The sequence below is a fragment of the Bradyrhizobium sp. IC3123 genome (assembly GCF_020193625.1).
Lineage (GTDB): Bacteria > Pseudomonadota > Alphaproteobacteria > Rhizobiales > Xanthobacteraceae > Bradyrhizobium > Bradyrhizobium yuanmingense.
On sequence record NZ_JADYVF010000007.1, the window covers coordinates 38750 to 52832 of the forward strand.

A 14083-nucleotide genomic window follows, 5' to 3' on the forward strand; every position below is an offset into this window, starting at 1 on the left:
GCCAGCGGCCAGACGCGAGCCTGTCACCGACGCGTGATGCGGAACAGGGGTGAATGGTCCGGCTGGGTGGTGACGACGCCGAGCGGAATTACGGGGGTCGCGGGGTCGGCAAGCTCGATTCGGTACGCTCCGATCAGCCGCGCCAGCGCCAGCACGGATTCGGCTTGGGCAAACGGTGCGCCGATGCAGACGCGCGGACCTGCGCCGAACGGCAGGTAGGCAAAACGGTCCGGCGCCTCCTGCGACATGAAGCGCTTTGGAATGAATGCGTTCGGCTGATCCCACAGCTTCTCGTGCCGGTGCAAGAGCCAGGGCGCGATCATGATGATGTCGCCCTTGCCGATCTCGACGCCCGCCGCATTGTCCCTATCGCGCGCGGCACGCGCGACCAGGAAGGCCGGCGGATAGAGCCGCATGGTTTCGTCGATCACCGCGCGGGTGAATTTCTGGCGATCGATGTCGGCCATGCTGTCGAGATGCTCGCCGCGGGTCTCGGACGCCACCTCCTCCTGCGTATCGGGATCGAGCGCGAGCAGGTAGAGCGCCCAGAACAGCGCCGTCGCCGTGGTCTCATGACCGGCGAGGATCATGGTCGCGACCTCGTCGACCAGCTGCTCGTCGGAGAAGCCCTGGCCCGTCTCGGGATCGCGTGCCTCGTCCATGAGATCGAACAAATCGCGCGGCGGCGCACCGTCCTTCTTGCCCGCCTTACGCCGCTCGGCGATCAGCATGGCCACGAACTCGGTCCAGCGCTTGCGGAAACGGGCGCGGGCAAAATCCATCGGGCTCGGCCAGGACACCGGCAGCACCATGTCGAGGAAGTACGGACGCCCCAACCGCGCGGCATATTCCATGATGAAGTTGCGCAGGGTTGCGCCGTGCTGGTCCATGCCGAACGAGAACATCGTGCGACCGGCGATCTCAAGCGTCATGCGCTGCATGATCGCGCGCAGGTCGACCGGCTCACCGGTTTGCGCGTCCAGCTTGGCGATGGTTTCGTCGAGCACGGCCGTCATGTGCGGAACGAGGTTTGCGGTCGCGCGCGGCGTGAAGGCCGGCGCCAGCGTGCGGCGCTGAAACGTCCAGGAATGACCTTCCGCGATCAGAAGGCCGTCGCCGAGCACGGGGCGCAGCATGCGGATGCCGGCCGGCGTGCGCGTGTAGTTCTCGTAATTGCTGAGCAGCACGTGCCGGATCGCGTCCGGCTGGTTCAGGATGAAGCTATTGCGGAAGAAGAAGCGGCCAGAAATGACCTCTTCCTCGTAGGCGCGTTGACCCCAGGTCGCGATCATATTCTGCCTGATGACCGCGAGCCGGCCGAAGAACGACATATCGTCGGGCGCTCGCGGAGGAGCCGGAGGGGTGATGGGCCGACGCACGCTGGCGATATTCATGGCTCTCTCCCGCAAGGTGGGACGCAGGTAAATAGCTAGTAAGTCAGCTCGGCGATGGCAATCCGGTTCTCGGACGCAGCCCAGGCGCGTGCCACAATCCGTTCTTCGCCGAATTGGGCCACGATGTTACGGCCAACCTCGGTGGCGGGAAGCCGCAGGGTGGCTGCCGCATCCGTGGGCACGCCCGGCTTGACGTCGGCCGGCTCCTTGCCGTCGAGCAGCACCACGTCGCGCGGCAGGCCGAAATAGCCGCGCGGACGCGACATGATCACGACGGCGCCGGCGGCCTTGTCGGCCGGCCCGAGCGGCCGCGCGGGCCGCAGATGCACAACCTCGGACGAGCGCGGGAAGGGCGAGCGGTAGATGTGCGTCGTCGGCGCATCCGGCGAGATCAGCACGAATTCGAGCGACCAGGCGGGATCGACCTGCGCCGGCCCCCAACGGCCATCTGAGCCTGTTGTCGAGCTGTACAGCGCACCGTCTTTGCGCTCCCCGGTATCAGGATCGACACGGAAGACATCGACGATTGCACCCGCGACCGGACGATTGGTCGGCACGCCGCCGGGCGTACCCGTGACGAGGCCGCTCAATCTCACGCTGGTCTCCGGCACGATCGCGATGCGCGCAGGTTCGCGCCCCGCGATGAACTTGTAAATCTCGCGGAACGCGCGCGGGTGAAACGCCACCTCGCGATGGTCGAGCGCGCCGAGCACGAGATTGGTGGCGCCCTTCAGCTCCGGCCCTTCGGCGGTGACATTGGTCGGCATGCCGGGCTTGCCGATAAAGCGGCCATCGGGTTGCGCGAATTTGTCCAGACCGTCGCTGCGCAGCGTGAGGAAAGCGACTCCCGGCGTCACCTCACTCTCGCCCTCGTTCAGTCCGCGCAGGAACGTGCCGCGGCCATTGAATTCGTTGTTCGGCTGGTCGTCTGTTGCGAACACGCCGTGATTGGGCGTACCGCACAGCACCGCATGGCTGACATCACCGGCGCCGCCGTTCTTGATGACGTTACGGATCGCGTAGCCGCCGCGCGAGCTGCCGACCAGCGCCACGCGGGCTGCGCCGGTGCGGCGCTTCAGCTCGGTGATGGCGGCAGCGAGCTCGAGGCGCTGATCCTCGGTCGAGGAGCGACCCGCCTGCTCGACCTTGTCGTCGTTGCGCGCCAGCGGGTCGGTGAAATTGATCGCCATCATGCGATCGCGCGCGATACCGTTGGACTCCATCCGCCAAAGCGTCGTCATCCAGAGCGCGCCGTAATCGCCATTGCCGTGGACGAACAGAATCGGCGGCAGCTCCGTGGCGGGCGCGGTCTGCGCCAGCGCGCCCGTCCGCAAGCTCGCAAGTGCGAAAGGCACACTCGCAGCCCCTTGCAAGATCGTCCGTCGCGTCAGCTTCATCTGTTCCTCCCCGGCAAACCTAGCTCTTTGCACTGCTTATACCGGCCTAAGCACTGGACAGCGAAGGACTTTCGCGGGCATCACTGAATTGGCCGGAATCACCACGACCACTTCTGCCATCCGACATGGAAGGGGATATGACCGAGCAGCCGAACCGCCCGAAAATGGCCGCCGACGGCATCACAGCGCCCCTGCGGTACACCGTGTTCCGGCGGATCTGGCTCGCCAGCCTGCTCTCCAATCTCGGCCTCCTGATCCAGGGCGTGGGTGCGGCCTGGGCGATGACGCAGATGGCGGCCTCGGCAGACAAGGTGGCCCTGGTGCAGACCGCGCTCATGCTGCCGATCATGCTGATCTCGATGCCGGCCGGCGCCATCGCCGACATGTATGACCGCCGCATCGTCAGTGTGATTTCGCTGTCGATCGCGCTGATCGGCGCGAGCGTGCTCACCGTGCTGGCCGGCTTCAACCTGATCACTCCGGAATTGCTGCTCGCCTTCTGCTTCATCGTCGGCAGCGGCAATGCGCTGTTCGGTCCGGCCTGGCAGTCCTCGGTCAGCGAACAAGTGCCGCCCGAGGCATTGGCGTCCGCGGTGGCGCTGAACGGCATCAGCTACAACATCGCGCGCAGCTTCGGTCCGGCGGTCGGCGGCGTCATCGTCGCTGCGCTCGGTGCGGTGGCCGCATTCGCCTGCAATGCGATCCTCTATCTGCCGCTGCTGGTGGTGCTGCTGCTCTGGCGCCGCAACACCGAGGTGTCGCGCCTGCCGCGGGAAAAGCTCAACCGCGCCATGGTCTCGGGCGTGCGCTACATCACCAATTCGCCGCCGATCAAGATCGTGCTGTTGCGCACGCTGGTGATGGGCCTGATCGGCGGCGCGGTGATGGCGCTGATGCCGCTGGTCGCGCGCGACCTCCTGCATGGCGGCGCGCAGATGTATGGCATCATGCTCGGCGCCTTCGGCATGGGCGCGGTGATCGGCGCGCTCAACATCCACGAATTGCGCAAGCGCATGAGCGGCGAGGCCGCGATCCGCGCCTGCACCATCACGATGGCCTTCACCATGGCCGCCCTCGCTTTGAGCACGGAGCCGGTGCTGACGGCGGCCGCGCTGGTGCTGGGCGGCGCAGTCTGGATGGCGGCGATCGCGCTGTTCAATATCGGCGTGCAGCTCTCGGCCCCGCGCTGGGTCGCCGGTCGCTCGCTCGCAGCCTTCCAGGCCGCGATCGCCGGGGGCATCGCGATCGGCGCCTGGGGCTGGGGCCATCTCACCGACTATGCCGGCGTCGAGATCGCATTGCTGACCTCGGCCGGCCTGATGCTGATCTCGCCGCTGCTCGGCATCTGGCTCACGATGCCGCGTGTCGGCGCCCGCAACGAGGATGCGGACATGCTGGCCGATCCCGAGGTGAGGCTGTCGCTGACAGGGCGCAGCGGCCCGCTCGTGGTCGAGATCGAATATCGGGTTGCGCAAGAGAATGCGCGCGCGTTCCACAACGTGATGCAGGACGTGCAGCTCTCGCGCCAGCGCAACGGTGCCTATGGCTGGTCGATCGCGCGCGACATCGCCGACCCCGAGCTGTGGACCGAGCGCTATCACTGCCCGACCTGGCTCGACTATTTGCGTCAGCGCAACCGTGCGACCCAGTCCGAACGCGCGCTGCATCAGCAGGCGATCGATTTCCACATCGGTCCCGAGCCGGTGCGAATCCGCCGCATGCTGGAGCGCCCCTTCGGTTCGGTGCGCTGGAAGGACGACACGCCGGACCGCGCCAACAGCGAGGTGCTGCCGGTGGTCGCGACCGCGGCGGGAAGCAGTACGTAGGCCTCTCGTCATTCCGGGGCGCGCCGTAAGGTGCGAACCCGGAATCCATTTATCGCAGGAGTTGGTCGCGCGATGGATTCCGGGTTCGCGCTTCGCGCGCCCCGGAATGACGATCACTGCCCGTGCTGGGTCAGCACCTTGTCGCAGGCCTTGCTCAGCTTGGTGCGGTTCTGCTTCAGGCAGGCCAGCACGGCACCGTCGCCATTGTCCATTACGGGACGGCAGAAGCGCGTGACGTCGCGCGCGCAGGCATCATGGCCGGGCTGCTGTTGCGCGGAGGCGCTCGATGCGCACAGGAGCAAGGAAATAACGAAAAGCAGTCTGGTCATCGCGCAATTGCCTCTTACCCGGAAAGACGTGCGGGCGAAGCTAGTGCGACGATCCCGCACCTGCAACGGCTTTGTTGACTAGCTGCAGCGCGCCGCCGCCATCACCCCGGCTTCATGCCAGGGGACATGGCGAGGGGAGCTGCCGGCGCAACCGCCGGCGTCTTGGTTACTGTGTGTCCTGAGCGTCAGCGACCTTGCGCGAGGCGCCCTTGGCGAGGGTCTTGTCCATCACCGCGCGGCATCCGGCGCTGAGGTCCGAGCGATGCTTGATCATGCACGCGGTGATCTTCGGGATATTGGGGATCTCCGCCGAGCAAAGACGGAAGGCATCGCCCGTGCACATCTGCTGCGCCTCGGCCGAGAAGGCGAAGCTCGCGCCCGTCGAAGCGATGGAGACGATCGCGGCAAAGCCCAGGGCCAGGCTGGCGTCGCGGATCTTGCCGGTAAACGACTTGGTCATTTGAAGCTCCCATTGGCGCCGCCACAGCGGGCCCGTTGTCGATGGGAGCTACGATGCTCCGGCAAAACCGTTTCCACTGTGATGACGCTCACGGGAGACCCGTCCTCTGTGATCTCAGTCACTCAGACGCAGCCCACTGAAATTCCTTCGCAACCGCTGTCGTGTTGGTGTCACGTTAACTCTTACTTCGCATTAATGGCTCGTCGCGCGGGAAACTCCGCCGTTTTGGTTGCGTAATTGGAAAGAGTAACGATGCGTAATGCGTTGGGCCTGATGCTGGCCAGTGTAGTTGCGGCGGTCGTGATCGCCGCCGGCGGTTGGTTTTATTATTCCGCGCGCGCCGACCAGGGCGCTCCCAAGACAGTTGCCGCCCGTGCCGCCGACCCATTGCCGGCACAGGCGAAGCTCGCCGCCAAGGACGACGTCGAGACCACCGCGGCCGTCGCGGCCAAGCCGGCCGCAGCAGCTCCAGCACCTGCCCCCGTGCCGGTCATGCCGATGCAGCCGAAGCAGGCCTGCGCCAATCCGAACGCGCTGGGCGTGTCCCGCGTCGTCGAGATCGACACGACGGGCGGCCCCGGCTTCGGCTTCGAGCATTTCAAGCAGTTCGACTTCCTGACCGAGAAGGAGGTCGTGCTGACCTTCGACGACGGTCCGTGGCCGGTCAACACGCCCACGGTGCTGAAGGCGCTCGCGGACGAATGCACCAAGGGCCTGTTCTTCTCGGTCGGCAAGCACGCGACCTACCATCCGGAGATCCTGAAGCAGGTGCTGGCCCAGGGCCACACGGTGGGCACGCACACCTGGTCGCATGTCAATCTGAACAGCAAGAAGTTGACCGAGCAGCAGGTCAAGGACGAGGTTGAGAAGGGCTTCAGCGCAGTGAAATTCGCGCTCGGCACCAACCCGGCGCCGTTCTTCCGCTTTCCGCAGCTTCAGCACAATCCCGCGATGGTGAGCTATTTCGGCACCCGCAACGTCGCGATGTTCTCGACCGAAATCGACTCCTTCGACTTCAGGAAGGGCGCGACGCCGGAGAAGATCGTCGAGACCGTGATGACGAGGCTGGACAAGCTCGGCAAGGGCATCATCCTGATGCACGACTTCCAGAAGAACACGGGCCTCGCCCTGCCGACGCTGCTCGCGCGGCTGAAGGCCGGCGGTTACAGGGTCGTGCAGATGAAGGCCAAGACGAGCCTCCAGACGCTGCCGGAATATGACGAGGCGCTGATGAAGGACATGAAGGTGCCGACCGCAGGCACGAACTCCCGTCCGATCGCGAGCGTCGTGCAAACGATCTCGCAATAAGCGCCAAATCCAAAACTCTTGCGTCATGGCCGGGCTTGTCCCGGCCATCCACGTTTTAGGATCAGGCGCGACGACGTGGATGCCCGGGTCAAGCCCGGGCATGACGGCGAGATCAGGGTACAGGTCGGCGCCTCACCAATAGATGCCGTGGCGATGCAGCTCGCTGATGATGCGGCGCTCGGTCCAGCTGCGCTTGGGCTTCGGCTTGTCCGCCTTTGCCGTGGTCTTGGCGGCGGGCTTGGGCGTCGTGACCGGCGCGGAGGCCGTCGCCGGTGTGGTGACCGTCGGAGTGGTCGCCACTGTCGGCGCGGAGAGCGACACCGCCGGCGGACGATCATGATATTTCTGAACCTCGGTGGCCGGCGCGGCTTCGCTCACCTGCGCCGTCACGGTGCTCGCCGATGTCGTGGTTTGCGGAGTGGAGGTCTGTTCGCCTGCCGCCGCCAGCGACAGACCGCGGGAGCCGCCTGCCTGGGCGGAGGCCGAAGCCAGCAGCATGGCGGCAATCAGAATGATCTTGCGCATGTGAAGTCTCCCCGTGTTGGCGTGACAGGACGTTAGGGGAGCCATGTCTGCGATTATGTGATCGCGATCACGCAGCCGAGCGAGCCCTGATGCAGGCTGATGCCTGGTCATCGGAGCGCTTGGGGTCGGATGAACCGGGGCGCTGGTGCCGCAAGAGGGATTCGAACCCCCGACCCCGTCATTACGAATGACGTGCTCTACCGACTGAGCTATTGCGGCGAACCTGCCGGGACCAAAGCAATGCCGGCCCCGATACGCGCGCCCCTGATATCGGGCATGGCCCGAATTGGCAAGGACAAGCGGGAGGCGAAATACCGCTCACGCGCCCCAGCGGGACCAGAATCCGCGCCAGCCGCCCGCTTGGGCTTTGGGCGTGCCGATTTGTTCCGTAAATTCGTCGCTTGGGCCGTCGTCGTCGATCCCGGGATCGTCGGGTGCGCGGACGATCGGGATGACGGTCTGGGTCGGCGCCGAGGCGGGCTTGCTGAGGTCGGCCCGGGTCCGGAAGACCGGCGTCGGCGCCAGCGGCGATGATTCGGCGGGCGCCGGAGCCGGATTCGCCGGCTCGGCGGGCGTGACGACCGGCTCGTCGACCTTCGCAGTTTGCTCCCCAGTCTCCTTGGCCACTTCCTTGGTAGCCTCCTTCGCGACGTCCTTGGCCTGAGGGGGTGAATTGTCCTGCGCGGCCGGTGCCGGCGGCGGGGTCACCTCCGGCGGTTCCACCGCGGCTTCGCTGGGAGCGGCGGTCACCCGCTTCGGCGGCGGAGCGGCCAGCATGGCTTCCTCGAAGGCCGAGGATTCGAGCGTGGGGCCCTTATCCGAGGGCAGGCTCGCGACCGGCGCCTGCCACTGGAACGCATCGAGGCGGCCGGTGACCGGGGAGACCGGACGCCAGCGGTCGCTGACATAGCCGTCCGCGGTCCAGGCGGGATCGAGCCGGGCGCGCACCGCGCGCAAGGTCCAGGCGCGGGCGCGGCCGCCGTCACCATGCTCTGTGCGCTCGATCTCGGCCATCAGCAGCGCGACGCGCTGGGTCGGATCCTTGAGATAAGGCGCGAGCACCTCGCGCGCGCGGGCGAACTCCGAGGCCTCGATCGCAGCGCGCGCGATTGCGAGCTGCCCTTCGACATAACCGGGCTTGTCGGCGGGGGTCTTCGCGGCGAGATTTTCTACCCGCTGCAAGCGGTGCCATGCGGAATCGCCGAGCTTCACATGCGCATAGGCATCCGCGAGATCGGGATGCGGATTGGCGAGCCAGGCGGCTTCCACCAGCTTCATGGCGCGGCGCACCTGATGCGCCTCGCTCTCGAATTTTGCCGCGAGCACGGCCGCCGGCACCAAGGTCGGCGCGAGCTTGACCGCCTCCAGCACGCTCTCGCGCGCGACGTCGCGGTCCATCGTTTCCAGCTCCAGCGCACGCGCGGCGAGCAGCACACCGCGCTGCCGGCGATAGGTCTGCTTGTCGATCAGGCCCGCGGACAGATTCGAATCGAGGATCGCGAGCGCGCCGCTCCAGTCGCCGCGCGCGCAGCGGAAGCCGAGCACCGCGTGCGAGGCCCAGGTCGCGGACGGCGACAGCTTGATCGCTTCCTCCGCAATCATCACGGCGCCGACCGCATCATCGGCGCGCTGCGCCTCGATGAAGAGACCGCGCAGGCCGAGCAGCCGCGTGTCCTCGCGTTCGGCCATGGCGCGGAAGACGCGTTGCGCCTCGTCGCGATTGCCTTCGAGCTGCGCCGACTGCGCATGCAAAAGCAGTGCGAGCGGATCGTTCGGCGCATGCCGCCGCGCCGCCTCGGCGTGCCGGCGCGCGAGCGCGGAATCGCCGTGGCCGATCGCGAGCAGGCCATGGGTGATGGCGTGACGGCCGCGGGCATGGCGCTTGTCATGACGGCGTCGGCGCAAGCGCCCCGGCATGCGCCAGATCATCGTCAGGATGCTCCAGACCAGCACGACGGAAGCGGCGAAGAGGCCGAGCAAGAACACGAACCTCGGCAGCGTCGTCGAGATGCGGAAGCTGCCCGCGGTCAGGACGAGATCGCCGGACTGGTCGGCGACCCAGGCCGCGCCGGCCGCCGCCAGTGCGATCAAGACGAGAAACAGGACGATGCGAAGCATGGTCGATCCCTATACGCGCCGATTGTTGCGCGATCTTATTGAGTAGATTTGGCGAGATCCGCCATGGCATCGTCGGCGAATTTGCGGGACGCGGCGAGCGCGGCGTCGCGGGCGTCGGCTTTGTCGAGCCAGGCCTGCGCCGGAGCACGATCAGCCTCGGGCAGCGTCTTCAGCTCGCGCCGCGCTTCGGCGAAATCGCTGCGGAGCGCCGCCGCCGTGACGCGCGTCACGATGGCGCCCCGATCGTTGCCGACGCCATCGGTGCGCTCGATCCGCACGAGCTTTGACGCGCCGGCCTGGAGCCGCTCGACAATGCCGGCCTCGCTCGACGGAGCTTCAGCCGGCGGCGACAGCTTCGGCACGATATTGAGGAGCTCGCGGCTCAGCGCCGCCGATGTCGGGATGCCGGACGATGCAAACGCCTCGAGCGGCTTGAGCATATCGGGCTTGGTCGCCAGCGACCGCGCCGCCGCCAATTGCGATTGATAGGGATCGCCGTGGCGAACGGCAACGTCGAGCAGGGACGCCGCGACCACATAGCGGAGCGGCTTGTCGTCCATCGTCTTGGCCTCGGCGATCTTCTCGCCCTGCTGCGCAAGCTCGGCCCGCTCGGTCTTGCTCGCGCGCTCGAGCTGGGCGATGCGGTCGGTGAGCGCGGCAAGATCGGGCGCGGCACTCGGCGGCGCGGATTTCGCATCGTTCAGCGCGCTCGCCGTCTTATCGAACTGTGCGCGCAAATTGGCGATGTCGCCGCGCAGTGCGCTCGCCGCTTTCTCCAACGCGTCGATCCGCGCGACTTGGGCCGGATCGGCCGCCGGCCTCGCGGCCCTGGCTTCGACCGCGGCAACGCGTCCGCTCAGCGCATCGACGGTCGCACTGGTGACCTGCGGCGCGGCCGGCGGGGCCTGCACCGCGGGCCAGCCCAGCATCCAGCCGACTGCGATCACGACCGCAGCCGCGGCAACGCCGGAGAACGGCGCGATGACCCAGGGCGAAATCGGCGCCGATACAGGCACCGCCGCGGAGGCCTGCTGCTCTGCAGATTCGGACTGAGGCTCGGCCTTGACCTGTTCCGAGCCGGGCTCTTCCACCCTGGCCTGCTCCTGCGCGACATGCTCGGATGCCTCGGGCTCGCCCGCGACCTGCTGCGGCTGGGTCGAGACTTCCGTCGCCTCGAGGTCGATGGTGGGCGGGGTGCGCTTGGCACGACCCGGATCGGGCGCCAATCCAGCGTCTTCAGGCTTGTCGTCGGCCATCGTGACGGTTCCTCACACTTTCATACCAGGGATGGATTAGATTGCGTCGGATTCGGCCCGACCTTTACGCCAAACGGGTCCGCAACGCACGCTCCAAGGTGTCGAATAAGGCAGTTTCGTCCGGCGTTGCGGCCACCAGAACCTGTGGCGCGCCGGCATCGCGCAGCACGCCCGCAACGGTCTCGGACAGGCAGCAATGCGGGATCGCCAGCGCCGAAATTTCGACACCTTCGTCCCGCGCCGCATCGAGGAACGCACGTGCGCTGCGCCGGGAGTAGTGCAGCACCGCCTCGATCCCGTGGGCGGCAAAGCCCTCGCACACCTCGCGCGGCAGATGCTTCACCGGCGCCATGCGGTAGGTCGTCTGCGTCACCACGCGGAAACCTTCCGCCCCGAGTTCGCCGCCGAGGTCGCGCGACAGATCCGCGCCGGCGAGATACAGCAGCGTGCTGTTTTTCTTCAGCACCTTGTCGCGCGCGCTCTGCATCACCTTGTCGCGCAAGGACGCGGCGTCGCCCCCGGCGACGATCACCTTGGCAAAACCAGCCTCTCGCGCCGATGCAGCCGTATGTTCGCCGACCGCGAACAATGGCAGCTCCAGCAGACCGAGGTCCGGCAATTGCGGCGCTATGGCGCGAATCGCGTTGGCCGAGGTGACGAGAACGGCATCATAAGAAACTTCGCTCTCGCCTTGGAAGGCGACCGGCTCGAGCTTGAGCGCCGGCGCAAGCAGTACCGTATGCCCGCGCGTACGCAGATTGTCCGCCGTCGCCGCATTGTCGGGATGCGGCCGTGTGACAAGAATGGACATCGCTGCTGTTCCCGGACCATTTGGCGGTGACGCATTGACCAGAACCGCTGCGCGTGACGATTGCGCAAGCCGACCCCGGGATGCTACCGGACGTACCAGAACTCTGCTTTATGGATGAGCGCAAGGGCGCAAATTGGATAACATTCGCCAATGCTGGTGCTGGGCATCGAAACCACCTGCGACGAGACCGCCGCGGCCGTGATCGAACGCGCGGCCGACGGCAAGGGCAAGATCCTGTCCAACATCGTGCGGTCGCAGATCGAGGAGCATGCCCGCTTCGGCGGCGTGGTGCCGGAGATCGCCGCGCGCGCGCATGTCGACGTGCTCGATGGGATCATCGACCGCGCCATGAACGAGGCCGGCATCGATTATGCTCAGCTCGACGGCGTCGCGGCGGCCGCGGGGCCCGGGCTGATCGGCGGCGTCATCGTCGGACTCACCACCGCGAAGGCGATCGCGATGGTGCACGACACGCCGCTGGTCGCGGTGAATCATCTCGAAGCGCATGCGCTGACGCCGCGTCTCACCGACGGCATCGAATTTCCCTATTGCCTGTTCCTCGCCTCCGGCGGCCATACCCAGATCGTCGCAGTCACCGGTGTCGGCCAGTATGTGCGGCTCGGCACCACGGTCGACGACGCCATCGGCGAGGCCTTCGACAAGGTCGCGAAGATGCTGGGCCTGCCCTATCCCGGCGGCCCGCAGGTCGAGCGCGCGGCGGCAGGCGGCGATGCCACGCGCTTTGCGTTTCCCCGGCCGATGCAGGGGCGCCCCGATGCCAATTTCTCGCTGTCGGGACTGAAGACGGCGGTGCGCACCGAAGCGAGCCGGCTGGCCGAGCTCATGCCGCAGGACATCAGCGATCTCTGCGCGAGCTTCCAGGCCGCCGTGCTCGATTCAACGGCCGACCGGCTGAGCGTCGGCCTGAAGCTTTTCCGCGAGCAGTTCGGCGCACCGCGCGCGCTGGTCGCCGCCGGCGGCGTTGCCGCCAATCAGGCGATCCGCGGCGCGCTTGACGATGTCGCGAAGCAGGCCGGGACGCAGCTGATCATGCCACCGCCCGCGCTGTGCACCGACAACGGCGCCATGATCGCCTGGGCCGGCGCCGAGCGCCTGGCGCTTGGCCTGACCGACACGATGGACGCGCAGCCGCGCGCACGCTGGCTGCTCGATGCCAACGCGACCGCGCCCGCGGGCTACGGCAAGACTCGGGCGGGATTCTAGGGATGACCGCGTTCCAATCCGTCGCAGTGATCGGCGCGGGCGCCTGGGGTACGGCGCTGGCGACGGTGGCGGCGCGAGCAGGGCGAAGCGTGACGCTGTGGGCACGCAATGCCGAGCACGCCGCGCGGATCGCATCGACGCGCGACAATCCGCGGCTGCCCGGGATTCGGATCGTGCCTGAGCTCGTCGTGACGAGCGATCTGGCGCTCGCCGCGCGTGCCGACATGCTGCTGATTGCGACGCCGGCGCAACATTTGCGCGGTGCGGTCAACATGCTGGCCTCGCACATCACGAAGGCGGTGCCGATCGTCGCCTGCGCCAAGGGTATCGAGCACGGCACCCATAAGTTCATGACCGACGTGATCGCCGAGGCCGCGCCGCACGCGCAGCCGGCGATCCTGTCGGGGCCGAGCTTTGCCGACGACGTCGCACGCGGCCTGCCGACGGCAGTGACCCTGGCGGCAAGCGATGAGGCGCTCGCCAGCAGCCTGGTGCAGGCGCTGGGCTCGCGGACATTCCGCCCCTATCACTCCACCGACATTCGCGGCGTCGAGATCGGCGGCGCCGCCAAGAATGTGCTGGCGATCGCGGTCGGCATTGCGGTCGGGCGCAAGCTCGGCGCCTCCGCGCAGGCGGCGCTCACGACCCGCGGCTTTGCCGAGCTGACGCGCCTCGGCCGTGCGCTCGGCGCACGCAGCGAGACGCTCACCGGCCTGTCGGGCCTCGGTGATCTCATTCTGACCTGCTCGAGCCCGCAATCGCGCAACTTCGCGCTCGGCCTCGCGCTCGGCCGCGGCGAGCAGCCTCCCGCCGGCAAGCTCGCCGAGGGCGAGTTCACCGCCCCCGTGCTGATCGAGCTCGCCGCTTCGCAAAACATCGAGTTGCCGGTATCTGAGGCGGTCGCATCGATCCTGAGCGGCAAAAGCACGATCGATGCCGCGATCTCGGCGCTGATGACGCGCCCCTTCAAGGCAGAGGAATAAGCATGGCGTACTGGCTCGTGAAATCCGAACCGTCGGTGTGGTCCTGGGACCAGCAGGTTGCGAAGGGCGCCAAGGGCGAGGCCTGGACCGGCGTGCGCAATTTCACCGCCCGTCAGAACCTCGTGAGCATGAAGAAGGGCGACAAGGCGTTCTTCTATCATTCCAACGAGGGCAAGGAGATCGTCGGCATCGCCGAGATCATCAAGGAGGCCTATCCCGATCCAACCGACAAGACCGGCAAATTCGTCTGCGTCGACATCAAGGCCGACAAGCCCCTGAAGACGCCGGTGACGATGGCCGCGATCAAGGCGGAGAAGAAGCTCGCGGATATGGCGCTGGTGAAATATTCGCGCCTCTCCGTGCAGCCGGTGACGGCAGAGGAGTGGAAGCTCGTCTGCAAGATGGGCGGGATGTAGTTACGTCGTTTCGTAGCCCGGATGGAGCGCAGCGCA

At 67.0% G+C, this 14083-nt stretch carries 13 protein-coding genes and 1 tRNA gene; 5 read left to right on the forward strand and 9 right to left on the reverse strand.

Annotated elements, in window-relative coordinates; genetic code table 11:
- Positions 1–23: 23 nt before the first annotated feature.
- Both I6F20_RS22810 and I6F20_RS22815 read right to left on the reverse strand, forming a co-directional pair.
- Entirely contained in the window at positions 24–1394 is a 1371-nt protein-coding gene (locus tag I6F20_RS22810; RefSeq protein ID WP_036002897.1) for a cytochrome P450, read from the reverse strand.
- 35 nt (positions 1395–1429) lie between these two features.
- Complete coding sequence (locus I6F20_RS22815) at positions 1430–2791, reverse strand: hydrolase (protein ID WP_225127922.1); 1362 nt, start codon at positions 2789–2791, stop codon at positions 1430–1432.
- Positions 2792–2928: 137 nt separating this feature from the next.
- Here I6F20_RS22815 and I6F20_RS22820 point away from each other — a divergent pair, with 137 nt between their 5' ends.
- The gene (locus I6F20_RS22820; protein ID WP_036002980.1) at positions 2929–4617 is read left to right on the forward strand and encodes an MFS transporter; all 1689 of its coding nucleotides are present in this window, start codon (positions 2929–2931) and stop codon (positions 4615–4617) included.
- Between the two features lie 113 nt (positions 4618–4730).
- Here I6F20_RS22820 and I6F20_RS22825 read toward each other — a convergent pair whose 3' ends face one another.
- Both I6F20_RS22825 and I6F20_RS22830 read right to left on the reverse strand, forming a co-directional pair.
- Positions 4731–4946 (reverse strand): hypothetical protein, encoded by a 216-nt coding sequence (locus I6F20_RS22825; RefSeq protein ID WP_036002903.1) that lies wholly within the window; start codon positions 4944–4946, stop codon positions 4731–4733.
- Positions 4947–5112: 166 nt separating this feature from the next.
- Entirely contained in the window at positions 5113–5406 is a 294-nt protein-coding gene (locus tag I6F20_RS22830; RefSeq protein WP_036002906.1) for a hypothetical protein, read from the reverse strand.
- A gap of 252 nt (positions 5407–5658) precedes the next feature.
- On the opposite strand from I6F20_RS22830, the gene I6F20_RS22835 reads away from it, so the two are divergent.
- Positions 5659–6714, forward strand: a complete 1056-nt coding sequence (locus I6F20_RS22835; RefSeq protein ID WP_225127923.1) for a polysaccharide deacetylase family protein — start codon at positions 5659–5661, stop codon at positions 6712–6714.
- 132 nt (positions 6715–6846) lie between these two features.
- On the opposite strand, the gene I6F20_RS22840 is transcribed toward I6F20_RS22835, so the two are convergent.
- The 5 genes from I6F20_RS22840 to I6F20_RS22860 form a co-directional block, all read right to left on the reverse strand.
- On the reverse strand, positions 6847–7239 hold the full coding sequence (locus tag I6F20_RS22840; RefSeq protein ID WP_036024216.1) for a hypothetical protein: 393 nt from the start codon (positions 7237–7239) through the stop codon (positions 6847–6849).
- A gap of 143 nt (positions 7240–7382) precedes the next feature.
- A tRNA-Thr gene (locus tag I6F20_RS22845) sits at positions 7383–7458 on the reverse strand.
- A 99-nt stretch (positions 7459–7557) separates the two neighbouring features.
- Complete coding sequence (locus I6F20_RS22850; RefSeq protein ID WP_225127925.1) at positions 7558–9357, reverse strand: heme biosynthesis protein HemY; 1800 nt, start codon at positions 9355–9357, stop codon at positions 7558–7560.
- A gap of 35 nt (positions 9358–9392) precedes the next feature.
- Positions 9393–10613 carry a COG4223 family protein gene (locus I6F20_RS22855; RefSeq protein WP_036002917.1) on the reverse strand — a complete coding sequence of 407 codons (1221 nt, stop codon included), beginning with the start codon at positions 10611–10613 and terminating at the stop codon, positions 9393–9395.
- A gap of 64 nt (positions 10614–10677) precedes the next feature.
- The gene (locus I6F20_RS22860) at positions 10678–11424 is read right to left on the reverse strand and encodes a uroporphyrinogen-III synthase (RefSeq protein WP_225127927.1); all 747 of its coding nucleotides are present in this window, start codon (positions 11422–11424) and stop codon (positions 10678–10680) included.
- A 156-nt stretch (positions 11425–11580) separates the two neighbouring features.
- Between I6F20_RS22860 and tsaD the strand changes: the two genes are divergently transcribed.
- Genes tsaD through I6F20_RS22875 form a run of 3 tightly spaced genes read left to right on the forward strand, consistent with a single transcriptional unit; the run spans position 11581 to position 14047 of the window.
- Positions 11581–12648 carry a tRNA (adenosine(37)-N6)-threonylcarbamoyltransferase complex transferase subunit TsaD gene (gene tsaD, locus I6F20_RS22865; RefSeq protein ID WP_193375182.1) on the forward strand — a complete coding sequence of 356 codons (1068 nt, stop codon included), beginning with the start codon at positions 11581–11583 and terminating at the stop codon, positions 12646–12648.
- A 2-nt stretch (positions 12649–12650) separates the two neighbouring features.
- Positions 12651–13631 (forward strand): NAD(P)H-dependent glycerol-3-phosphate dehydrogenase, encoded by a 981-nt coding sequence (locus I6F20_RS22870; RefSeq protein WP_225127928.1) that lies wholly within the window; start codon positions 12651–12653, stop codon positions 13629–13631.
- 2 nt (positions 13632–13633) lie between these two features.
- Positions 13634–14047: an EVE domain-containing protein gene (locus tag I6F20_RS22875; protein WP_036002930.1), complete on the forward strand. Its 414-nt coding sequence runs from the start codon at positions 13634–13636 to the stop codon at positions 14045–14047.
- Positions 14048–14083 lie beyond the last annotated feature (36 nt).

Excerpts from the sequence above, each read along its gene's own strand:
- I6F20_RS22810 (WP_036002897.1), bottom strand. The coding sequence starts at position 1,394 with ATGAATATCGCCAGCGTGCGTCGGCCCATCACCCCTCCGGCTCCTCCG.
- I6F20_RS22830 (WP_036002906.1), bottom strand. The coding sequence starts at position 5,406 with ATGACCAAGTCGTTTACCGGCAAGATCCGCGACGCCAGCCTGGCCCTG.
- I6F20_RS22860 (WP_225127927.1), bottom strand. The coding sequence starts at position 11,424 with ATGTCCATTCTTGTCACACGGCCGCATCCCGACAATGCGGCGACGGCG.
- I6F20_RS22815 (WP_225127922.1), bottom strand. The coding sequence starts at position 2,791 with ATGAAGCTGACGCGACGGACGATCTTGCAAGGGGCTGCGAGTGTGCCT.
- I6F20_RS22840 (WP_036024216.1), bottom strand. The coding sequence starts at position 7,239 with ATGCGCAAGATCATTCTGATTGCCGCCATGCTGCTGGCTTCGGCCTCC.
- I6F20_RS22850 (WP_225127925.1), bottom strand. The coding sequence starts at position 9,357 with ATGCTTCGCATCGTCCTGTTTCTCGTCTTGATCGCACTGGCGGCGGCC.
- I6F20_RS22835 (WP_225127923.1), top strand. The coding sequence starts at position 5,659 with ATGCGTAATGCGTTGGGCCTGATGCTGGCCAGTGTAGTTGCGGCGGTC.
- I6F20_RS22825 (WP_036002903.1), bottom strand. The coding sequence starts at position 4,946 with ATGACCAGACTGCTTTTCGTTATTTCCTTGCTCCTGTGCGCATCGAGC.
- I6F20_RS22870 (WP_225127928.1), top strand. The coding sequence starts at position 12,651 with ATGACCGCGTTCCAATCCGTCGCAGTGATCGGCGCGGGCGCCTGGGGT.
- I6F20_RS22820 (WP_036002980.1), top strand. The coding sequence starts at position 2,929 with ATGACCGAGCAGCCGAACCGCCCGAAAATGGCCGCCGACGGCATCACA.
- I6F20_RS22875 (WP_036002930.1), top strand. The coding sequence starts at position 13,634 with ATGGCGTACTGGCTCGTGAAATCCGAACCGTCGGTGTGGTCCTGGGAC.
- I6F20_RS22855 (WP_036002917.1), bottom strand. The coding sequence starts at position 10,613 with ATGGCCGACGACAAGCCTGAAGACGCTGGATTGGCGCCCGATCCGGGT.